The 22,799-nt window shown below is 39.0% G+C and carries 22 protein-coding genes and 1 other annotated feature (1 of these 23 running past the window's edge); of the genes, 9 read left to right on the plus strand and 13 right to left on the minus strand.

Translation table 11 applies throughout. The annotated features are described in order from the left end of the window. Window positions 1–202: 202 nt before the first annotated feature. Window positions 203–940, plus strand: a complete 738-nt coding sequence (gene prpE / locus A5N88_RS10375) for a bis(5'-nucleosyl)-tetraphosphatase PrpE (RefSeq protein WP_066265534.1) — start codon at window positions 203–205, stop codon at window positions 938–940. A gap of 107 nt (window positions 941–1,047) precedes the next feature. On the opposite strand, the gene A5N88_RS10380 is transcribed toward prpE, so the two are convergent. The 4 genes from A5N88_RS10380 to A5N88_RS10395 all read right to left on the minus strand — a co-directional run bounded on the left by A5N88_RS10380 (window position 1,048) and on the right by A5N88_RS10395 (window position 4,043). After that, window positions 1,048–1,944: an RluA family pseudouridine synthase gene (locus tag A5N88_RS10380; protein WP_066270431.1), complete on the minus strand. Its 897-nt coding sequence runs from the start codon at window positions 1,942–1,944 to the stop codon at window positions 1,048–1,050. Between the two features lie 176 nt (window positions 1,945–2,120). Beyond that, entirely contained in the window at window positions 2,121–2,915 is a 795-nt protein-coding gene (locus A5N88_RS10385) for an NAD kinase (protein WP_066265536.1), read from the minus strand. A gap of 89 nt (window positions 2,916–3,004) precedes the next feature. Next, the gene (gene yjbM, locus A5N88_RS10390) at window positions 3,005–3,643 is read right to left on the minus strand and encodes a GTP diphosphokinase (protein WP_066265544.1); all 639 of its coding nucleotides are present in this window, start codon (window positions 3,641–3,643) and stop codon (window positions 3,005–3,007) included. A 22-nt stretch (window positions 3,644–3,665) separates the two neighbouring features. Continuing rightward, the gene (locus tag A5N88_RS10395; protein ID WP_066265546.1) at window positions 3,666–4,043 is read right to left on the minus strand and encodes a UPF0738 family protein; all 378 of its coding nucleotides are present in this window, start codon (window positions 4,041–4,043) and stop codon (window positions 3,666–3,668) included. 655 nt (window positions 4,044–4,698) lie between these two features. Between A5N88_RS10395 and A5N88_RS10400 the strand changes: the two genes are divergently transcribed. The 7 genes from A5N88_RS10400 to A5N88_RS25500 all read left to right on the plus strand — a co-directional run bounded on the left by A5N88_RS10400 (window position 4,699) and on the right by A5N88_RS25500 (window position 9,791). Further along, window positions 4,699–5,286 carry a CYTH domain-containing protein gene (locus A5N88_RS10400; protein ID WP_066265547.1) on the plus strand — a complete coding sequence of 196 codons (588 nt, stop codon included), beginning with the start codon at window positions 4,699–4,701 and terminating at the stop codon, window positions 5,284–5,286. A gap of 303 nt (window positions 5,287–5,589) precedes the next feature. Further along, window positions 5,590–6,576, plus strand: coding sequence for a lytic transglycosylase domain-containing protein (locus tag A5N88_RS10405; RefSeq protein ID WP_232317564.1), 987 nt, complete (start codon window positions 5,590–5,592; stop codon window positions 6,574–6,576). A gap of 416 nt (window positions 6,577–6,992) precedes the next feature. Beyond that, window positions 6,993–7,394, plus strand: coding sequence for a globin domain-containing protein (locus tag A5N88_RS10410; RefSeq protein ID WP_066265548.1), 402 nt, complete (start codon window positions 6,993–6,995; stop codon window positions 7,392–7,394). A gap of 14 nt (window positions 7,395–7,408) precedes the next feature. After that, the gene (locus A5N88_RS10415) at window positions 7,409–8,254 is read left to right on the plus strand and encodes a ClpXP adapter SpxH family protein (protein WP_066270435.1); all 846 of its coding nucleotides are present in this window, start codon (window positions 7,409–7,411) and stop codon (window positions 8,252–8,254) included. A gap of 281 nt (window positions 8,255–8,535) precedes the next feature. Next, the gene (locus A5N88_RS10420) at window positions 8,536–8,838 is read left to right on the plus strand and encodes a hypothetical protein (RefSeq protein ID WP_066265550.1); all 303 of its coding nucleotides are present in this window, start codon (window positions 8,536–8,538) and stop codon (window positions 8,836–8,838) included. A 36-nt stretch (window positions 8,839–8,874) separates the two neighbouring features. Next, window positions 8,875–9,021 carry a hypothetical protein gene (locus A5N88_RS24875; protein ID WP_157090651.1) on the plus strand — a complete coding sequence of 49 codons (147 nt, stop codon included), beginning with the start codon at window positions 8,875–8,877 and terminating at the stop codon, window positions 9,019–9,021. Window positions 9,022–9,623: 602 nt separating this feature from the next. Beyond that, entirely contained in the window at window positions 9,624–9,791 is a 168-nt protein-coding gene (locus tag A5N88_RS25500; protein ID WP_198160235.1) for a hypothetical protein, read from the plus strand. Window positions 9,792–9,973: 182 nt separating this feature from the next. Here the strand turns inward: A5N88_RS25500 and pepF are convergent, their stop codons facing one another. From pepF to A5N88_RS10470, 9 genes are all read right to left on the minus strand, one after another. Further along, window positions 9,974–11,794: an oligoendopeptidase F gene (gene pepF, locus A5N88_RS10430; protein WP_066265554.1), complete on the minus strand. Its 1,821-nt coding sequence runs from the start codon at window positions 11,792–11,794 to the stop codon at window positions 9,974–9,976. A gap of 86 nt (window positions 11,795–11,880) precedes the next feature. Further along, window positions 11,881–13,095, minus strand: a complete 1,215-nt coding sequence (locus A5N88_RS10435; RefSeq protein WP_066265556.1) for a competence protein CoiA — start codon at window positions 13,093–13,095, stop codon at window positions 11,881–11,883. A gap of 235 nt (window positions 13,096–13,330) precedes the next feature. Further along, window positions 13,331–13,987: an adaptor protein MecA gene (gene mecA, locus A5N88_RS10440; protein WP_066265559.1), complete on the minus strand. Its 657-nt coding sequence runs from the start codon at window positions 13,985–13,987 to the stop codon at window positions 13,331–13,333. A 306-nt stretch (window positions 13,988–14,293) separates the two neighbouring features. Further along, window positions 14,294–14,689, minus strand: a complete 396-nt coding sequence (gene spxA, locus A5N88_RS10445; protein ID WP_066265562.1) for a transcriptional regulator SpxA — start codon at window positions 14,687–14,689, stop codon at window positions 14,294–14,296. 1,124 nt (window positions 14,690–15,813) lie between these two features. Beyond that, the gene (locus tag A5N88_RS10450; RefSeq protein WP_066265564.1) at window positions 15,814–16,755 is read right to left on the minus strand and encodes an ABC transporter ATP-binding protein; all 942 of its coding nucleotides are present in this window, start codon (window positions 16,753–16,755) and stop codon (window positions 15,814–15,816) included. Window positions 16,756–16,758: 3 nt separating this feature from the next. After that, window positions 16,759–17,829 (minus strand): ABC transporter ATP-binding protein, encoded by a 1,071-nt coding sequence (locus A5N88_RS10455; RefSeq protein WP_066265568.1) that lies wholly within the window; start codon window positions 17,827–17,829, stop codon window positions 16,759–16,761. Window positions 17,830–17,845: 16 nt separating this feature from the next. After that, complete coding sequence (opp3C, locus tag A5N88_RS10460) at window positions 17,846–18,859, minus strand: oligopeptide ABC transporter permease (protein ID WP_066265569.1); 1,014 nt, start codon at window positions 18,857–18,859, stop codon at window positions 17,846–17,848. After that, window positions 18,859–19,788: an oligopeptide ABC transporter permease gene (gene opp3b, locus A5N88_RS10465; RefSeq protein ID WP_066265570.1), complete on the minus strand. Its 930-nt coding sequence runs from the start codon at window positions 19,786–19,788 to the stop codon at window positions 18,859–18,861. The genes opp3C and opp3b overlap by 1 nt, the downstream gene beginning before the upstream one ends. Window positions 19,789–19,924: 136 nt before the next feature. After that, window positions 19,925–21,613: a peptide ABC transporter substrate-binding protein gene (locus tag A5N88_RS10470; RefSeq protein ID WP_066265572.1), complete on the minus strand. Its 1,689-nt coding sequence runs from the start codon at window positions 21,611–21,613 to the stop codon at window positions 19,925–19,927. Between the two features lie 552 nt (window positions 21,614–22,165). On the opposite strand from A5N88_RS10470, the gene A5N88_RS10475 reads away from it, so the two are divergent. After that, complete coding sequence (locus tag A5N88_RS10475) at window positions 22,166–22,513, plus strand: DUF3899 domain-containing protein (protein ID WP_066265574.1); 348 nt, start codon at window positions 22,166–22,168, stop codon at window positions 22,511–22,513. A 53-nt stretch (window positions 22,514–22,566) separates the two neighbouring features. After that, window positions 22,567–22,799: a binding site (T-box leader), on the plus strand (it continues 3 nt past the right edge of the window).

Genomic DNA, 22,799 nt, shown 5'->3' on the forward strand with positions numbered 1-22,799 from the left:
TACATTCTAACAAAACTCAATGTCCATTTGTTACTGATTGTTTATAAAGTACACTATACAGACAAAAGGTCCAGCCCTTGCATTTTCCAAATGCATAGATCAAAATTTAAGAATGGCTATACAATCATTGTTTGCTTCTTGTATGGAAAAAATCCTTTGTTAGATAATATCAGAATGACATCGATTTGATAAGGAGAATGAAATGAAAATTGACATTGTCGGCGATATTCATGGCTGCTTTAAAGAATTTAAACAACTGACGTGTGAATTAGGATATGAATGGAAAAATGGTTTGCCCCTTCATCCAAAGAAACGAATTCTTGGTTTTGTTGGAGATTTAACCGACCGCGGGCCTCATTCCTTATTGGTCATTGAGACGGTTTGGAAGCTATGGAAAAAGAAATTGGGGATTTACGTACCGGGAAATCATTGTAATAAGCTATATCGTTACTTCCTCGGGAACAAGGTCAAGCTCCTTCATGGGCTTGAAACTACCGCTGCGGAGCTTTCTGTTCTCCCTCCCAAAGAAAGAAACCGTTATAAGTCCATGTTTATGGAGCTGTATGAGCAATCCCCCCTTTATCAAGTGCTGGATGAAAAAAAGCTGGTCATTGCCCATGCAGGGATTCGAGCAGAGGATATCGGAAAAATGAGCCCAAAAGTCAAAACCTTTGTTTTATATGGAGATATTACAGGTGAAAAAAACCCTGATGGAACACCTGTCAGGCGCGATTGGGCAAAGCATTACAAGGGAGATGCTTGGATAGTATACGGCCATACACCGGTATTAGAACCAAGATTTATAGGCAAGACCGTTAATCTTGATACAGGGGCTGTTTTTGGCGGCAGGCTGACTGCATTGCGGTATCCAGAAATGGAAACCCGTTCGGTCCCATCTTCCATGCCCTATGTACCGGAGAAATTCAGATCATTTGATTAAGCTATTTGATGGCCTTAATTGTTTCTAGATATAAAAGAAAAAATATTTATATGAAAACCGCGGATCAGCATTTTAAAAGAAATAGCTAAGACTGACAAGGATATTTGTCAGTCTTTCTTCAAAAGTTTTCCAAATGGTGGCGGGCTATGGAATGACAGACTTTGTTTGGTCAATGGGTGATTAAATGTAAGTCCGCTGCAGTGGAGTGCCTGACGCGAAAATTTATCCATACACCCTCCATAAAGATCATCGCCTAATAAAGGGTGGCCTAAATGTGAAAAATGGACGCGAATTTGATGGGTCCTGCCTGTTTCCAGCCAGATTTTCACATGGGAGTAGCCAGCGAATTGTTCCAGCACCTGAAAGTGAGTACAGGCATATTGCCCATCCTCCCTTACTTCCCTTTCAATAATACTTGAATCTTTTCTGCCAATGGGTGCGATGATGGTCCCCTCAGCCTCTTTCATCCAGCCTTCCACTAAGGCTTCGTAGGTCCTTTTCACCCACCCTTTTTGCTGATATTTGCTGAGTAGATGATGCATATAGCGATGCTTAGCAATCAGGACTAGGCCGGAAGTATTACGGTCAAGTCTGGTCACTACATGAACCGCTGCTTGAATTTGCCGTTTTTGGTAATACCCTAAGATGGCATTTGCTAAACTCCCGCTTGGATGCTCCCTGGAAGGGATTGTAGGCATATACGCTGGTTTATCTAGAACCAAAACATGTTCATCTTCATACACGACCGTTAGCTCGATATCTTCAATTAATAAAGTCCTGCTTGGGATCTCGGGAGGAAATTCAACGGTTAGAACATCCTTTTCCTTTAAACGGTAGCGGACATTCTGCTCTGATCCGTTAATATAAATAGCACCGCCGCTAAACTTAATATCTGTCAAGGCTCTTCGGGAAATTTCCTGAATGGCTAAAAATTCTTTAATGGACAGATGGATATGCTCTTCATCAATTATCCAGCTCAATTTAAATGCAGCCACAGCTTGCATCCTTTCTCGAAAAAAGGGTTCTTCCAATGGCTCATATCGCCACAGCTATATTATTATCTGCGCGCCAAAAGATCAGTAAAGCAAAAATCTTATACAAGCAGCTAACAACTATTTATTGGATAACAGCCTTTCCTATCGTTTTTGTTCAGTATTGATTTTATAAAGCCAAGGTGCCCTTAATCGGATATGAAGGAATCATGCACCCTTTTCCAAAAAGGTAATGGACGGAAACGCGCAAATCGAATTTTTTCATCAGCTACCCTGTATTGGATGGATTTAACGTCTTTATGAAGCAAGGTCAGATGATCAATCGTAACCATAAAATCCTGCTCCCGCACAGGCTTCAGTACACATGTATGATGGCTTGGAAAGATCAAAGGAGACCCGACTGTCCGAAATACCCTGTTATTGATTGAGGCCATTTCAGTCAGCTGAATCGCCTGCAGTGAAGGGTGGATAATGGCTCCGCCCAATGCTTTATTATAGGCCGTACTGCCAGACGGTGTGGAGATGCAAAGCCCGTCGCCGCGGAAGCGTTCAAATTGCTGGCCGCGAACCTCAATATCCATTACGAGAGTACCCTCTACACATTTAACTGTCGATTCATTTAATGCCAGGTATCTTGTTTCTTTTCCTCCATGCTGATAGCGGATAATAACTTCTACCAATGGATATTCCACAACCTGATAGGGCGTTTTTGCAATTGCAATAACTAATTTCTCTATTTCCTCCGGCACCCAATCTGCATAAAAACCAAGGTGGCCCGTATGAACTCCTACAAACGCTGTTTTATCTAGCCTTGAACTATATCGATGAAACGCATAAAGCAGCGTTCCATCTCCTCCCACAGAGATGACGATATCTGGTTCAGCTTCATCATACTGAAGCCCAAAGTCCTGTAAATACGTCCGGATTTTATGCATTAATGCATTTGATTTTGCGTTTCCTTTAGAGGTTACGGAAAATTTCATTTATGCCACCTTCTCTCCCTTTCATTCCAAGCCGTTAAAGGAGTGCACTGTTCTGTATTTTGCAGAATGCCTGCACCCTCCCCTATAACCTATTTTTTCTTATTCTTATTTTGCTCTTTATTTTTTGTAAAATAAGCCTGGGCCTCTTGAACCTCTTCCCGAATCTGAGACATTTCTTCATCTAAGCGAAAGGCCGCTTCTGCAGCCCCTTGCAGTCGCCTCTTAATTTCTTCAGGAAATAATCCTTTATATTTATAGTTTAAAGAATGCTCAATGGTAGCCCAAAAATTCATGGCAAGTGTCCTGATTTGAATCTCTGCAAGAATTTTCTTTTCACCATGTATCGTTTGAACTGGATATTCAATCACGACATGATAAGATCGGTAGCCGCTCAGTTTCTTATGAGATATATAATCCCGTTCTTCTACAATGGTAAAGTCATTTCTGCCACGCAGCATTTTCACCACCGTTTTAATGTCATCAACAAATTGGCACATCATTCGCACACCAGCAATATCCTGCATTTCTGTTTCCAGCCGGTCGAGCGGGATACGCTTGTGGGCAGCCTTATCCAAAATGCTTGCTATCGGCTTTACTCTCCCAGTTACGAATTCTATGGGAGAATGCGTGTGATCCTGTTCAAACTGCCCTCTCATCCCTTTTAGCTTTACTTTCAATTCATCTACCGCTTGTTTGTAAGGAGCTAAAAATTGATCCCAGTGATTCATTTATTTCACCTCAAAACTGAAATCAGCTATTCGAGCCGAAAATGGCTTCAACCTTTGAAACCATTTCTTCCCCATAATTGCTATTCCCTTCAATATTTTCAATTAAGTATTGTAATTCTTCCTTAAGCTGAACAAGCTCCATTCGTCCATCTTTAAAAATGGCTTCAATTGTCTTTTGATTTTCTATAGCCGCATGAACTTCAGGCCAAACCGCTTCGGGTAAATATATATATGTATAGTCTTGGTCATCTTCTGCTAAGTAAACAAACGCAAGAGAATCAGAGTCAACAATCACCCTGCCTGTTCCCTTTATATTCTGGAGAGAAACTGCATTCTCTGCAGAAAGCTCAAGGGCGTTTTTCGTCTCAGTTGCTTTTGTTAAATAGATCTTTTTTCTCATTTATAATCCCCTTCCGTGCATGTACTACCAGTTTATTTTACCATAAAGCCCCGCCATAGACTAAGCATTGAAGTTTCTCTTTTTCAAAGAGATAATAAGAAAAGCAGAAGCGCCTTGTTCATCGGCGTACGGATTCCGTAGTCTCCGACTGAGATAAAGGAAACACAGCGAGGAACGAGCTGATGTCGACGTATCGCAGGGAGGCGACGCAGTAGTCCACTAGCCGATAGGCGCTGGAGCTAGACATATAGAAAAGCAGAAGCGCCTTGTTCATCGGCGTACGGATTCCGTAGTCTCCGACTGAGATAAAGGAAACTAGATGTTGACTTATCTTAGTGAGGGGACGCAGAAATCCGCCAGACGATAGGCGTTCGATTTTCCGCAGGAGTCCTGCGCCTTTCGCTTCAATCAACATAGAAAGAGCTTTTATAGAGGGATTTAGCCGGTCTAATAGTAAGGTACTGATCATCCTGCCGTTTGATTGTCGTGACAGGCACTCACTTTCAGATGATTGGGAAGCCTTCTCGACGCTTAAAAGCCTGCGTGTCCCTTAACCCGCTTTTATAAGCAGGAGTATCACGTTCTGTTCAATTACCATTAAGTCAATAATATAAAGCTTTTACAAAGTAAAAAAAAGAAATAAGAGGTGCACCCTATGTCAAGTGAAATAGAAATTGAGTTTAAAAATATGGTTACTAGAGAAGAATTCACTCAATTATTAAAAAATTTCTCCATTAATTCTGAAGATTTCTCAAGTCAAATAAACCATTACTTTGATACACCTGACTTTCAATTAAAAAATCACCATGCTGCCCTTAGAATTAGAGAAAAAAATAGTCAGTATACCCTGACTCTTAAACAGCCTGCAAACGAGGGGCTCTTAGAAACAAACGAAAAACTGGATACCAAGACCGCAGCTGATCTATTGGAAAGCGGAGTATTGCCTGCAGGAGAAGTAAAAACGGCAATAGAACAAATGGGTATCTCTCTTAAAGATCTCGCTTGCTTTGGAAGCCTTTCAACCAAACGGGCAGAAATAATCTATCAAAATGGGCTTTTAGTTTTTGATCATAGTTCCTATTTCCAAAAAGAGGATTATGAGATAGAATATGAAGTAACAAATTTTGCAGAAGGCAAAAAAATATTTGATTTGCTTATGCAAAATGCTAACATTCCTATCAGAAAAACCGATAATAAAGTAGTGCGATTTTATAAAGAAAAGCTCCTATCCCAAAATAATTAGGCTCTTTTCGTAAACTTTGTTGCTATTTAAACACATAAAAAATAATGAAATTCACAGGCTCTGTAGTAAATCTGTGAATTACTTACGAAAAGATGCCACGAAGACTCACTTTACACGAATGTAATACTTTTGCGAAAAGCAACAATCTATGCAAAAACAGCCTATAATTAAAAATCAGGGCCTTCTCGCCACCGTCAAGGCCCCTGCTGTTCATAAAAAACAATCGGTTCGGAAGCTAACTCTAGTAAAGTAAAAGAAGACGTACACAATTACTTGAAAATGTCACAGTAAAGAGGGTAAATCATGACTATTCATAATCATTTAAAGACAGTCCCCCACCTTCAAGCATCCCAGGCTGTAACAAACCCGTTATTGCCATCTGCCAATCAGGAGCAAAATGCCAGCTCACTCTTTCAGGAATTGCTGGTAAACGCTCTTGATAATATGGAAACAAATTCAAATGGAGATTCTTCTTCTCCACTCAGTTCCTTAACCGCATTTCAAAGCACAATGCCTTTGTCATTATTGAGTTCTTCTAATTCGTCCAGTAATACCGCTTCCCTTTTAGATGGTCTATTAGGTAATTCTCTTGAAAGTGCTGATACAGGATCAACATCAACAGGTGACACTTCTTCTTTATTCGGCTCTCTTGCAGAGGGGTTATTGGGAAGTTCTCTTGATACTGCCAATACAGGTTCAACAACAGGTGAAAGCTCCTCTTTAATCACTTCTCTTGCAGAAGGGTTATTAGGAAACTCTCTTAATGAAAGTGATGATGCAGCCGCGTCACCACTTAGTGCGCTAACAGCAGCTCAAAGCACGGTCCCATTATCTTACTTGAATGAGGTAAATCCATCAGGGGAAAGCACAAATAATTCATTAACCTATACAGAATCGGCAAATGGGCCGGCAGCAGATATTGGCTCTATTATTGAAGCTGCCGCGAAGAAATACCAGATCCCTGCAAGTCTTGTAAACGCCGTTGTAAAGCAGGAGTCCAATTTTAACCCATCGGCCATTAATGCTTCTGGTGCAGCAGGGCTTATGCAGCTCATGCCATCTACAGCCAAAAGCCTTGGCGTAAATAACGTGCTCGATCCTGCTGAAAATGTAGAAGCAGGTACAAAATATCTAAAAAGCCTATTAACACGCTACAAAGGCAATATTGAGCTTGCACTTGCAGCCTATAATGCCGGGCCGGGAAATGTCGATCGCTATAATGGTGTTCCTCCTTTTAATGAAACGCAAAATTATGTAAAAAACATCACCAGCGATTTTTATGGAGTGTAATATAGAAATAGCTATGCGTAATACCGAGTTTTTAAAAAATATGAAATTCTAATTTGAGACTTCAATCCATTCAATCATCAAATAAGATAATATTCTTATCGCCTAAAAACGCTCAGGTTAATATAATCCTGAGCGTTTTTCCCTTTAACTACTTACTTTGTTAAATGCCTATATTCCCCTGTGGAATAAGCTCATTTTCCAAGTGAATAATAATAGCAAATCGATTTGTTTGTGTTATTAAATAGTGATTGCTACAATAAATATACGATATAACTTTTGATCTTAAAAACGTTGAGAAAACGACTGGCTTATGGTCATTAGAGACTTATGATGATTTTATTCGTCCGAAAGGGAACCTGACAAGACATTATAAATAGATCATACACAAACAATCTTTTATTAAAGGAGTTAATCATATGGTAGAAAAACGTATAGTGCCGTATGAAGCAATTGGGGAAGCAAAGCTGAATGAGCTTGTAGATGCTTTTTATTCAAAGGTAGCGAATCATCCTGATTTACAGCCTATTTTCCCGAGCGATTTTACTGAGATCGCACGAAAGCAGAAGCAATTTCTGACCCAGTATCTTGGCGGCCCCCCGTTGTATACTGAAGAACACGGACACCCTATGATGCGCGCACGCCACTTGCCCCATGAAATCACTCCAACAAGAGCTAAAGCATGGCTCCGGTGCATGAGTGAAGCAATGGATGAGGTAAAATTAGAAGGTCCATTACGTGAAGGGTTTTTTTCAAAATTAGTACTAACAGCTCAGCATATGGTCAATACTCCTGATAAGCCATTAGGTGAGTTCCATTGAAGGAAAACCTACAAATGAACTCAAAAAGCTGCAATCCCGAAAACAAGCCTCTGGAAATTTACGTATTTGTTGACCCTATTTGTCCTCAATGCTGGGCTTTGGAACCTATACTGCAGAAACTGAGAATAGAATATGGAAACTACTTTAAAGTAAGGCATATATTAACCGGGAAGCTTACAAACTTAAACGTAAGCTCCAAGCAGCATGAGGCCATGGCAAAGTATTGGGAAAAGGTCTCACATGAAACAGGGATGTGCTGTGACGGCACCCTATGGCTTAACAATCCAATTTCATCTCCATTTCTGACATCACTTGCCATTAAGGCCGCCGAATTGCAGGGAAAGCGGGCAGGTGCACGTTTTCTTCGAAAAATTCAAGAGGTTTTATTTTTAGAAACCAAAAACGTTTCCGAACTGTCTGTTTTAATGGAATGCGGGAAAAAGGCTGATCTCGACATGGAAGAATTCCTAAATGATATGAATTCCAAAAGTGCTGCAAAAGCCCTGCAATGTGATTTAAAAATCACTTCGGAAATGCAGGTAACGGAAATTCCATCTCTTGTTTTCTTTAATGAAAATATTGAAGATGAAGGGTTAAAGATCAGCGGATTATATCCTTACGAGGTATACGTTCAGGTTATACAAGAAATGTTAAATGAAAAGCCATCTCCGGCTGCTCTGCCACCACTGGAAGCCTTTTTAAAATTTAATAATGTGACTGCTTCAAAGGAAGTATCCACTGTTTATAACCTAACCATTCCGGAAGCAGAAAAAGAACTGAAAAAGCTGGTTCTCCAGCAAAAACTTCTTATGATCCCCGGAAAACATGGGCCATTCTGGAGATATATTGGAAAAGAATAGCATTAAAATCAAAAGAGGTGATTCAAAAGGCGATTATAAGTGGACTTTTGAATCACCCCTTTTTTATTTTTGGATATAAAAAGAAAAGGGGAAAAGAACAATTGGTGTGAATAATAGCGTGGTCTTTTTAAAAAATTTATCTGAGCAGAAAAGAGCAGGAAGGAATAATAGCGCTAGTCATATCTAGTAATACCCAATGCTCGTTTTCATTCAACGTGATTAGAGTGGAAGACAAATAACTCCTGCAGGTTAAGCAAATTATTGGGGGATGCTGTAAAAGAATGCAACGATGTGGAATCACTACCTCCTACGGAAAGCGATTATTCAGAGTGAAAATCAACCGGCAGGACAATCTGAACGCTGCCTATGTCTATGTACAAGCCCCATTTGATTTAATTCAAAGCTTGATTGGAGCGGATACGCGAGACTCCCGCGGAATCAGCAGGCCATTAGGGGACCATGCAGGAGCTTGCTATGATGAGGCTCCCTACCGCACCGCGGAAAGCGAGCGCCTAAAGTGGAAATCAAACAGCAGGATGATCAAAACGCTGCCTATATCTATGTACAAGCCCCATTTGATTTAATTCAAAGCTTGATTGGAGCGGATACGCGAGACTCCCGTGGAATCAGCAGGCCATTGGGGGACCCTGCAGGAGCTTGCTATGATGAGGCTCCCAACCCACCGCGGAAAGCGTGCGCCTACAGCGGATATCAAACAGCAGGATGATCAAAACGCTGCCTATATCTATGTACAAGCCAATTTTTGATTTAATTTAAAGGTTGATTGGAGCGGATACGCGAGACTCCTGCGGGAAAAGCTGGCCAAAGGGAGACCCCGCAGGAGCTTGCGACGAGGAGGCTCCCGGCCCCCCGCGGAAAGCGAGTGCCCACAGCGGAAATCAAACAGCAGGAAAAAAGATGCTGTATCCTCAGTAATCTGATATCATTGTACCTTTTGGGACAGCCTCTTTTTAGAATTGCCTCAAATAACCATTCTCCTGTTATTTCTTCATTACTATACCCGAATCAAAACCAACAGACAGCTTACAAATGTGAAATAAATGAATATTTTTTTTATACGAAAAGGCCCTGCAAAATGCAGGGCCTTTTTTATAAACACGAACAAAGGGGATGGGAGAAATTTTTCACGGTCAAACAAAGGGGTATATGTTTGCTTGTGATCAACTTCACATCTAATACTATATCACCGAATAATATCATTGTGAAGCAGTTTGTTCTTCCTTTCACAATATTGTCATAAAGGTGGAATTGCAACCCTTTAACAGTAATATAATGGTATTGGCATGTCTTATCTCTAAGGAATCAACATACTATATGTGCATAAGAGCGATTACTAAGGAGTGAAAATATGGCTGTCTGGATTTTTTTAAGTATGATCGTACTGGCTTTTGTATTAAATATCCTGGGACTATTAAAAGTGATCCCCTTATACATTACTTCTCCATTCCTGTTTCTTTCACTGCTATCCTTCTTTTACTATTTAAATGTAAGGAAAAGGTTTAAAGGCTTTCGTTGAAAAAAGCGCAACCGCTTTGCCCATCCACTAGCTGATAGGTGTTGGACACATACTTTTAACAAAGAAATTATAAACCTATCTTTTGAAAAAATCCCCTTTAAGAGACAGCACAGCTTCACAAAGTCGTGTGAGCCTGTCATACTGCTATCTTAAAGGGGACCTTTGTTTCTTACCGCTTATAATTATTTAGATAATAGTGTCTCGAGCTCGCCCAATTTCTCTTCAAATACTTTACACGCTTCTTCAATAGGCTCAGAAGAAGTCATATCAACGCCAGCCTTTTTTAGTACCTCAATAGGGTAATCTGAGCTCCCTGCACTTAAGAAACCAACATATCTCTTGACAGCTGTTTCTCCCTCTTCCAGTATCTGTTTGCTTAAAGCGGTCGCAGCACTGAAGCCAGTTGCATATTGGTACACATAGTAGTTGTAATAGAAATGTGGAATTCTTGCCCATTCCAAGCCGATTTCTTCATCTACAACGATATCTTCTTCACCGTAGTATTTTTTATTTAAAGCGTAATACTCTTTCGTTAACAGATCTGAAGTTAACGCTTCACCCTGCTGCTCTTTTTGATGGATTAGATGTTCAAATTCAGCAAACATGGTTTGACGGAAAACGGTACCTCTGAACCCTTCTAAGTAATGATTCAATAAATAAATTTTTTTCTTTTCGTCATCGATGGTTTTTAAAAGATAATCATTTAATAACGCCTCATTACATGTAGATGCCACTTCCGCAACAAAAATAGAATAATCACCATAAGGATAAGGCTGGTTTTTTCTCGTATAGTAGCTGTGTACACTATGGCCAAATTCATGAGCAAGAGTAAACAGGTTATTTACATTGTCCTGCCAGTTCATCAAAATGTATGGATTCGTTCCATATGTTCCTGATGAATAAGCCCCGCTTCTTTTCCCTTTATTTTCAACAACGTCAACCCAGCGGCTCTCAAACCCCTGTTTTAATACATCGAGATACTCCTCGCCTAATGGCGCAAGTCCTTCGATGACCATATCCTTTGCCTTGTCATACGGGATTTTCATGTCGACATCCTGAACCAATGGTGTATAGAGGTCATACATATGCAATTCTTCCAAACCGAGAACCTTTTTGCGTAGTTTCACATATCTGTGGAGCAAATGGAGATTTTTATTTACTGTTTCAACAAGGTTTTCATAGACACTTTCAGGTATGTTATTAGCAGATAAAGCTGCTTCACGGGCAGATTTGAAATTTCTTACCCTGGCATTAAAATTATCCCGCTTTACCTGGCCGCCCAATGTACTGGAGAAGGTATTTCTAAAATCTCCGTATGTTTTGTACACTTTTTCAAAAGCTTCCTTCCGAACCCTTTGATCCTTACTTTCAAGAAAGCGTGAATAGCGCCCATGTGTAATTTGAACCTCGTCCCCTTGTTCATCCTTAATTGTAGGGAACTCAAGATCAGCATTATTCAGCATACCAAAAGTATTGCTCGAAGCATTAAAGACCTCGGAAGCCTGCGCTAATAAAGCCTCCTGCTCTGCAGATAAAACATGGGGTCTTTGTAAATTAATTTCTTCCAATGCATGCTCATATAATGTAAGTTCTTCTTTTTCTTGAATAAACTGTTTAAGCTTGCTCTCATCGATCGAGAGCAGCTCTGGTACTAAATAAGAAAAAGCACTTGCTGTCTCAGCTCCCAAACTTTTAGCTCTGCTATCAAGTCCTTGGTAATGGGAATTAGTCGTATCCTGGTCATATCTCATATGTGAGTATGAATAAAGCTTTCCAAAGCGCTCACTTACTTCATCCTGAAACTTAAGTGCAGAAAAGAGATGATCTGCATTCTCACCCAGCGTCCCTTTAAATGAAGAAGCCTTCTGCAATAATCCCTTTACCTCATCGTATTCTTTTTCCCACTGCTCGTCCGATGAAAAAATATCTTCTAACCGCCAAGTTAATTTTTCAGCGACTTCCTTTCGAAGCGGCAGAGATTTTGTATCTGTTCCATTAGCCATTTCAATGCCCCCATTCTAAACTGTATAGATTATATAATACCTTTAATATTTTATTCCATTTTTTTGAATAATACCAATAAAATAAACTATCTTTCTTCTCTCCTTAATGCTTTCAATAACTGGTTCCTTAATTCCTCTGCTTCCATTATATTTTTTGCAAGGGAGATTGTTTTCATCATTTTATATATTCCCCGTTCTTCACGTTTTAAATAATCTAATTGAACTAATAAATCTAGATACTGCCTGATCATTTCCGTTATATGATTTCTGGAAATAAAGGGGAGTTCTCTTAAAATGAGATGCTTACTGGATACTCGGCGGTGAAAGAGATTAAGAATAAACGCTAATGAAAAGGTTTTTCCGGCTGGAATTTTAATCAAAGCATCTATCCAAAGATAAAACTGCCATTCAATAGGATGGGATTTGCATACTCCCATTCTCTCTACAGGCATCCCAATTACAGGATTAAGAAGCAAAGGATGGAGTCCATTTTTATATACTTCGAATAAAAAGGGGTCTTTTCCTGAACTTGCATAATAGATTTTCGTTTGAAGCCAATTGGATTTTTCTTTGAACCATTGAGGCAAGTCAAATACTTCATATTGCACATGATTGGTGAGATTTAATAGAAAAGGCATAGAGGGTAAGACCGTTTCAAGGGGTTGGCAGGCCAGATACGCAAAGACCTTTGTTGCGGTCAAGGGGTGAATGTGAATTAGTTGATACATACGCTTGTTAAATGGGTGGTAACTCAAAAGGCAGAAACCTGAATTCATTTGAAAGAAAGCAAATGACATTTGAAAATCTGTAATGCGGTACAATCGTTCCCTTTCTGAAAGAATTCTTTGATACGGAAATCCCCCAAGAATCCACATAGGCGTCATTCCTTGTGAATAATACCCCCTCGATCTTTCTTGCAATTGAGAGATAGGAATGACAGAACATTGGTATTCAATTGCAAATGAACGGCCATTTTTAGAAACCAGAATATCTGCTCGTTGCCGAATTTCAGGTACATAGTGTTCCAACTCAGCCACCCATCCCTTTTTTCTAAACCATAGAAATAAATCCTGCTTACCCTTTAAATGCATGGGGCTCTCTGCCTCAGTTGAACCTGGACAATGGGAATGCCGTGTATGAGCAAAATGGGGAATTTTTTGAGTACCAATTTTTAAATGGAGAGAATTTTGACATTGGGGACAATAAAATTTTCCTTTCTCTTTTAATTTCAATAGCTCTGCTGGATTCTTTATAAAAACCAAGTTTACTGCAATACCTTTTTCCGTTAGTGCAATAAGCATATATCACCTTCCTTTCCTACTCTAATTCTATCTTGCCTTTCTATATTCCTGCTTAGAGAAGCGTGAGCGCATTGCAAAACGGGTGTACGAATTTCGCAGACTTCTGCTTAGATAAAGGAAAGAATCGCTGGCCGATAGGCGTTGAAGCTACACAGAGACAACTTTGCTTTAAGAATTTATTCATCTTATCCTGCCAAAAAAAACATTACCGGCACAAAAACCGGTAATGTTTCATTTAAAAGAATTCTCTCAGCTTAGAAAATACATTCTGATCAATAATTAATTTTCCGTACTCCTGTAGCCGATGAACGGTATACGAAGATTCTTCACCGTATTCAAGAAGTATACTTAAAGCATTATCAATGTCTTCTTCTTCTTCGAAAATATCATCAGGAAATTCCACATATAAATAGTACGTGTTATTATATGAAAAAAGTTTTGTCTCTAAACTATCAAGACTGGTACGCTTGGATAAGGAGATTACGTCTTCAAAATCCCTAAACGACATGGTGAATTCTAAAGTGCCATCTCCTTCCGCATTCACTTGATCCTGAAAATGCTCATCCAGGAATTCCTCTATGCGCTCGTTAATTGGCAGATCCTTAAATTTGTCCTCTGGTATAGGAAGTTCAAATCGTTGTCCATCCTTGGAAATTTGTGCTTTGGTTACTAATACTTCCAGTCCTTTATCCAGTGCCTGCACTTGAATCCATAAAGGACCTTCGGGAACAAACTCTTCTTCATGATGAATTTCATCCATCATTTCCCAGAACAGTTCTTCGCTCCTCTCGCGATCATACCATATTTCTTCACGATTAAACCCTCTTTTTTCTATATCAACATACGATATATAAAACTTCACTGTATTTTCATTAATACGTTCGATATCCATACATCAACTCTCCCTTCTGCTTAAAGTGGTTGAAGGGACATTTCCCTTACAAAAGGCAATGAGTATGTTTCTGAAAATAAAGCTTTCAGGTATAATACCTTGTACCTTCATTTTATGATAAAAATTAAATAATTGGAAATATAAAAACTCAATTTTTAAAAAATCCATTAATACCCAGATAATAAAAGGGTATTTAAATTATTTTACCCAAGAAAACCTGATAATTCAAGAATTCTTTACCCTTTAATGAAGAAATAAAACGCCCCCAGTAACATGAAGGCGTTTTGTTTATATTATGAAATAAAATTAATTGACAAGCTTTTGAGCTTCCCTTAATTGGTACGTTCTCACTCTTCTTGGCAGGAAGCGGCGGATTTCATCTTCGTTATAACCAACCTGCAGGCGTTTTTCATCCAGAATAATGGGACGGCGAAGCAAACCAGGATTCTGTTGAATAAGCGTATAAAGTTCCTGTAAAGGAAGCGTATCAACATCTACATTTAATTTTTGGAATGTTTTAGAACGAGTTGAAATAATTTCATCCGTTCCGTCCTCTGTCATCCTTAAAATTTCCTTGATTTCTTCTAAACCAAGAGGTTCAGAAAAAATATTACGCTCTGTATATTCAATATTGTTTTCTTCAAGCCAAGTTCGTGCTTTTCTGCATGATGTACAACTAGGTGAAGTGTATAATGTTACCATTTAGTCATTCACACTCCTAATGTATTTTTTATATTGTCCCAATCTACAGGATATGGTCCCTTAGATTAAAATTAATGTAAATAAACAATATCTATTATGTATTATACAACATTTGTCTAGCAAATCATATATTTTTTCAAAAAAATGATTCATCCGTTGTACAAACATATTCCTTCTTACTTAGTACATTTTCTTAATACCACATATAAAGCCCTTTAAACCTTTTTTAAAAAAGATTAAAATGTTAGTTCTTATGGGTCAAAAAAATTTGGAATGCTTGAAAAAGAAATCTATTCTGTAAATTAATTTTTCAGCTTTCATTTTTCCCCGGGAAATACTGTAAAGAAACCAGCTTTTCCACTAAAACCTCGTTGTGGAAAGCCAAATAACAATAAGCCAAAACGGTTGTATATCTTGATAAGCTAAGCTCCTCCCAAGCTTCCACATTCCTCTTGATGTTTGGGAAATTCTTAGCCAACTAACTTGGTCCGCTTTTCCTAAGGAATTCAGCGTAAAAATTCATCACTGTTTGTTTAATACCATTATTGAATAGTGTAAACACATTACAAAAAGAGGCTGTCCCAAATACTGCAATGATATCAAGTGACCTTGGCTACAGCAACTTTTTTTGCTTGTTGGTTTCTACTGCAAGCATTTCTTTTCGCTTCAATCAAACTTTAAGTTAAATCAAAATTGGGATTGTACATAGATATAGACAGAGTAACCTTTTAAATAAATCCATATTGGGATTGAACTTAGACATAGGCAACGTTCTGATCCTCCTGCAGGTTGATTTTCACTCCGAATACTCGATTTAAGTCGGCGGTAGTGGAACCACATCGTTGCATGACTTTGCGGCATCCCCACAATAACTTGCTTAACTTGCAGGAGTCATTTGCCTTCCACTCTAATTAACGTTGAATTCAAACGATCTTTGGGTACTATTAGACTCCGCGCTATTCGTCCTGTCTGTTCTTTTCTGCTCAAATAAAATAATAGCAGATAGACAGCATGCTATATTCGCATCAATTGTTCTTCTCCATTTTTCCTCTTTCTGTCCAAAAATAAAAAAGAGGTGACTCAAAAGGCCGCTTATAACCGCTCTTTGAGTCACCCTCTAATTCTTACTTCATACTTATACTCTGGTAGTGCACAAATTCTTTTTCAGAGCAATAAACAAAATGCCCAGGAGTAATCTCTCTCATTTCAAGCTTTTCTCCATCAGTATACTGATGGACGATTGGATCATACGTCTTACGTACACGGGTACGCTCATAATCAGGATCCGGAAGAGGAATGGCTGACAGCAATGATTGAGTATATGGATGCAAAGGATTATTGTAAAGCTCATTTGCAGGCGCCAACTCTACCAGCTTGCCAAAATACATAACACCAATCCGGTCACTGATATATTTAACCATTGAAAGGTCATGTGCAATAAAGAGGTAGGTTAATCCCTTTTCCTTTTGCAGCTTCTTCATTAGGTTTACAACCTGTGCTTGAATGGATACATCCAAAGCAGAAATTGGTTCATCAGCAATAATAAATTCAGGCTCTACTGCAAGGGCGCGGGCAATACCGATACGCTGCCTTTGTCCGCCGGAAAATTCATGAGGATAGCGGTTGGCATGCTCGCGGTTTAATCCTACGGTTTCAAGCAAGCTGTAAACCTTATTATTTCTTTCAGCCTTCGTTTTAGCCAGCCCATGAATATCTATGCCTTCTGCAATGATGTCAGCAATCTTCATGCGAGGATTTAAGGAAGCATATGGATCCTGAAAAATCATTTGCATTTTTCTGTTGAATTTTTTAAGGTCTGCCTTCGACTTTTTACCATGGACATTATCTCCATCAAACAGGACCTCTCCGTCCGTTGCATCATAAAGGCGGATGATCGTTCGCCCCGTTGTAGACTTTCCACAGCCGGATTCTCCTACAAGGCCAAGTGTCTCTCCTTTAAAAATATCAAAAGAAATGTCATCGATGGCTCGAACTTCGTTTGACTTCCCCATATTAAAGTACTGTTTTAGATTTTTTATTTCCAGAAGTTTTTCTGCAGATGCCATATGTTATCTTCCCTCCTTTGTAGAAACCAGGCTGTTGTCTTGTTTAAACTGATGCATTCTTTTTCTTACAGCCAGAGGAGGCTCAACCTTAGGTGCATTAGGATGCAAGAGCCAAGTAGCAGCATAATGCGTGTCCGATACCTTGTACATCGGAGGCTGCTGTTCCAAATCTATTTTAAGAGCATATTCATTACGTGGTGCAAATGCATCGCCTTTTGGCGGATTTAATAAATCCGGAGGGGTTCCAGGTATTGCATATAAATCTTCATCATCTGAATCAAGACTTGGCATTGAGCTGATTAATCCCCAAGTATATGGATGTTTCGGATTATAAAAGATCTCATCTACCGTTCCAACTTCAACGATTTTCCCGCCATACATGACAGCTACGCGATCCGCAACATTTGCCACAACACCTAAATCATGGGTAATAAATATGATGGATGTATTAATTTTGGACTGCAAATCCTTCATTAATTCAAGGATTTGAGCTTGGATCGTAACATCCAGCGCCGTCGTAGGCTCATCTGCGATCAATACCTTCGGGTTACAAGCCAAAGCGATGGCAATTACCACACGCTGTCTCATACCGCCTGAAAATTGGTGCGGATATTGTTTGAAACGAAGCTCTGCTTTTGGAATTCCGACCATTTTTATTAGCTCAATGGCACGGCTTTTCGCTTCTGCTTTACTCATATTTTGATGCTTTAATAAAGGCTCCATGATTTGCTTTCCAACAGTCATTGTCGGATTTAAAGAAGTCATTGGATCCTGAAAAATCATAGAGATTTCTTTACCTCTAATTTTTTGCATTTTTTTATCAGAAAGCTTCGCTAAATTTTCATTATTAAAGAGGATTTCTCCGGATTTAATTTGAGAATTATGTTCAGGAAGCAATCTCATAATGGATTTTGTCGTAACCGATTTTCCAGAACCGGATTCTCCAACGATCGCCAGTGTTTCACCCTCGTATAAATCAAAATTCACTCCGCGAATGGCTTGAACTTCACCTGCAAAGGTATGAAAGGAAATATGCAAATCATTCACTTCTAATACTTTCTTTTTTATTTCCATTAGTTCCACCTCACTTTTAATCGCGCATTTTCGGATCAAACGCATCACGAAGACCGTCTGCCATTATATTAACCGTTATCATTAATAGGCTCATTACTACAGCAGGGTACAGAATCATATACGGCTGGAAGCGGAGAGTTCTGAAACCATCCTCAATTAGCGTACCAAGTGACGCTGCTGGAGCTTGCAATCCAAGTCCAATAAAGCTTAAAAATGATTCAAAAAAGATTGCGTTCGGAATAATAAACATTGTGTTGATGATTATAACACTCAAAAGGTTAGGAATAAGGTGCTTAAAAATGATAACCATATTACTGGCACCCAACGTTTTCGCTGCCAGTATATATTCCTGTGATTTTAATTTTAACACCTGGCCACGGACAACCCGGGCCATGTTTACCCAGCCCGTAATGGTCAATGCTGCTGTAATTGAGATAATACCTGGATTCAATACTAGAATCATAAGAATTACCACAACAAGATCAGGAATTCCTGATAAAATTTCTACGATCCTTTGTAAAACATTATCCACACGGCCGCCATAATATCCAGATATTGCACCGTATGCTACACCGATTACCATGTTTATAACTGCCGCAAGGAGGGCAATGTATAATGAAATTTGTGTTCCAGCCCAAACACGGGTAAATAAATCATGGCCAAGTCCATCCGTTCCGAACCAGAAATATTTTTTCACACCATTTTGCTGGTAAACGTCTACTTTATGTCCGCCTATCATTTGTTTCCCATCAAAGATCCCCAGTTTATCAAGGCCGGGCACTTTTGGCGGCAGGTTGGCATATTGCAGGTTTTGTTCATAAACTCCATATCCAGAGATGTGCGGGCCGATGAGTGCCATTATTATGATTAGAACAAGCACAACAGCGCTGACTAATGCTCCCTTATTCTTCTTGATTCGAAGCCACGCGTCCTGCCAAAAATTCAAGCTTGGCTTTTCCACCGTTTCTCTAAGTGAACTATCGATACGGGCGGGCTCGAAGTGCTCTCTTGAAATATTTTGTTCAATCATTATTTCTTCCCTCCCGATAAGCGGATTCGCGGATCAATCACACCATATAGTAAATCCACAATTAAAATGACAACAACAAGCATAACCGCAAATAATATGGTTGTACCCATGATGACACCAAAGTCATTTGTAGTAATAGATGTAACAAATTGATTACCAATTCCCGGTATTACGAAGATGTTTTCAATTACCAATGAACCCGTCATTAGGCTGACTGCTAAAGGGCCAATTAAAGTAATGATAGGGATTAAAGCGTTCCTTAATCCGTGCTTAAATGCAATTTCTGCACCGCTTGCTCCCTTTGCTTTGGCAAGAACAATATATTCAGAGCCTAAAACATCAATCATTTCCGTTCTCATAAACCTTGCGACAATGGCAAGTGGGAACATAGCGAGTGAAATGGACGGCAGGATTGTATAGGAAAAACCATTCCAGTAGCCGACAGGCAAGATGCCTAATTTAACCCCTACCCAATATTGAAGCAATGCCGCAAATACGAATGAAGGAATTGATTTTCCAACAACGGCAACAAACGTACATAAATAATCTATCCAAGTGTTTTGTTTCAACGCTGCCAGTAATCCTAGCAGGACTCCGAGCACAGTTCCTATGATCATTGACTCAATACCTAAAGTAAGGGATGGCCCGATTCTCTCGGCAATAAGTGTGGAAACATCGCGGTTATCAAATTGGAATGAAGTACCCAAGTCACCTTTTAACAAATTCAACATGTAATGTGCATATTGTACAGGTACAGGATCATTAAGACCGTACTTTTCATTCATGATATGAATTTGGTCCGGCGTAAGCTTTGATTGAGCGGTAAAAGGTGTTCCCGGCAATAGTTTCATGAGGAAAAACGTTAACGAAGCAATTAAAAACAGTGTAATAATCATATAGATGACTCGCTGTGTGATATATTTAGCCATTACTTGCACCTCCTGAATAGATAGAGTATGTTCTCTCTAAAATGAAGATTCAACATATTTCGACAATTCTGATACAGGTAAAAAGAGAGTATATGTTTTCACATACTCTCTTTTTTCACCTATCAATGTACTCTGATTATTGGCCTACAGTAACCCATTTGTAGCTGTAATCTGGACCAAATTGATTTTTTACAATTCCTTTAATAGTCGGTCTTTGAAGTACAACAAGTGATCTTTGGTAAACAGGAGCAATTGCTGCATCGTCAAACAATACCTTTTCAGCTTCCAGGTTGTTTTTCCAGTAAGCTTCTGGGTTTGTTGCTAATTTGGTGTATGCATCATTAACTAATTTATCGTACTTAGGATCAGAGTAGCCCATTTTATTTTGTTCTCCACCTGTTAAGAATAAGTCAGTAAATGTGTATGGATCCTGATAGTCAGGTCCCCATCCAGCAAACTCAATATCATAGTTCTCTTGATTATCAAGAGATAGACGAACTTTAAACGGCGGCTCTTTAATTGTTAAGTGCAGGCCTGGAAGATTTTGTTCTAAAGTACTTTTCAGGTAAGCATCCAATTTCTTAGAAAGTGTAGTGTCCCCGCCAAGCAACTCAAGCGTAACACTCTTTTGTCCGATTGCTTTCAAGCCGGCTTCCCAATGCTTTTTAGCATCTGCTGCATTGAATACCATGAACTTGCCGTTTTCATCACGGAAATCCTGGCCAGTTACAGGGTCTTTAATAAATCCTTTTGGTACTAAACCATAAGCTGCAGACGATCCGTCAGCATTGATTGTTTTTGCCATAGCTTCTTTGTCGAATGCTGTTCCGATTGCTTGACGAATATCTTTATTAGCTAGAGGAGTTTTCTTGCCATTTCTTAATTGATTGAATTTTAAGTAGAATACTGTTGGCTCTGGTAAAATTTTAGCATCTTTATCTGTTTTTTCTTGAGCTGCATATTCACCGCTAAGCTGCGCCCAGTCAAGCTTTCCTGTTTGATACAGGTTTACTGCGGCACCTGGATCTTTGATAACATTTACATTAATTTCATCAACTTTTACGTTATCTTTATCCCAGTAAGTAGGGTTCTTTTCATATGTCCAGTTATCACCTGTACCATTCCATTTTGTTAATGTGAATGGTCCATTGTACACTAGGTTATCGCTGTTTGAAGCGTAGTTCTTGCCTTCCTTCTCCGCATATTTTTGATCGATTGGATCAAATAACGGAAATGTCATTAAAGATAGGAAATAGTTGATTGGATGTTCCAAAGTAACAACAAGTGTTTTATCATCTACTGCTTTTACGCCCAATTGATCTGGCGTCATCTTATTAGCATTTATTTGAGTAGCGTTTTTGATTACTCCGCTCATCATGTACGCGCCGTATGGTGAAGCATTTTTCGGATCAATCGCTTGTCTCCAAGCGTATACGAAATCATTTGCTGTGACAGGGTCGCCATTGGACCATTTCGCATCACGAAGTTTAAAAGTATAAACTGTTTTGTCTTTATTTACTGTAGGCTCAGCTGCTGCCATTCCCAAAGTAGGTTTGTTTTGCTGATCTAATCGCATAAGACCCTCAAATACTTGGTTTTCAACGTTGTAGGAAGCAGCATCCTGTGACATATATGTATTCATTGTCGGAATTTCTGCAGTTTCCATTGTATTGAAAACTTTTTTACCACCTGTGCTGTTTGTCCCGCCTGATGTTCCTGAAGAACCGGCAGAATCAGTGTTCTTGCTTCCACAAGCTGCTAAGATAAAGCTTAGTACCAGTGACAAGCAAAGCAACAATGTCAATTTTGATTTTGTACTTTTCATAATTGACCTCCCTTTTTCTATTTTTCAGAAAAATTATTACATTGTCTATTATACATTTTTTTTCAAGATTGTACATATTTTTTTGTAAAATTATTATAAAAAAATAAAATTCGAAACATTCCGCTATTATTTGGTTCGAATTACCATAAATAATGTATTTTTTTACTTTTTTATATTTTCTCAATATAACTTAATTCGACTATTAAACTAAATATGTTAAGACCCCCGCAGGAGCTTAAGATAGCAAAGCTCCCCTGCCGCCCGCGGAAAGCGAGAGCCTTCAGCGCAAATCAACCAGCAGGATGTTTTATGAATACCGAACGCCACTATTAATGCTTTTGCCATGTTAATTGAAACGTAATATGCAATACTTTTGTTAAAAAAAATCCGAATTGAGTGATCAAGAAAAAGCTAAGCAGAGAGGACGAACCCAAACGGAGCGCCCGGTGTGGAAATCACAGGCAAAATTTCTTGAGCCTTCTCTTTAAATGACCGAATCCGAGATATTGATTATTTGGATAGTGGAGGTTATATTTTATCTGAGGTGATAATTTGTTTAAAAAACTATTGTTCTGGCTTATTCCATCCGAAATAGTGGTCTTAATTGTTTCTCTCATTAAGTATCACTCAGTAACCCTGCTTCATTATATTAATATTTCCTTCGTCATTGGAGGAATTTTCTTCTTTTGTGCTATTTTTCTTTTCCTTGCCGGCAGCGGATTTTTCGACATTTCCCATGCCTCTTTCCGAAAGGTATTTAAAAGCAGAAGAAAAGAAGAAGAGGACGAGGAACATAAGCCCCTTTCTGAAATTTTGGATTTCAATTTTTCTCCTCTTTTACTAAACGGGTGTGTTATGATTGCCATTATGCTGCTTGCACTGTTTGTTTATTACCATTAGGGATTAGGTTGCAATTAAGGGATAACTTCAATATAATATTTATAAAAAATATCCTATCAGCAGAGATAAAGAATAGTACATAAGCCGACGGCTTTAAAGAGAGTTTGTGGATGGTGTGAACAAACAAGCCAGCTTATGGAATGGACTTTTGAGCTTCAAAAATGAAAAGAGCTTCCTCTTATTAGTTTTTGGCGCATGTCTTGCGTTAAAAAGACACCATGTTACTACATGGAACTAAGAGGCTTTACAGCACTTAGGGTGGCACCGCGGAAAACCATTCGTCCCT

Origin of the sequence: Heyndrickxia acidicola (assembly GCF_001636425.1) — a bacterium.
Classification (GTDB): Bacteria; Bacillota; Bacilli; order Bacillales; family Bacillaceae_C; genus Bacillus_AE; species Bacillus_AE acidicola.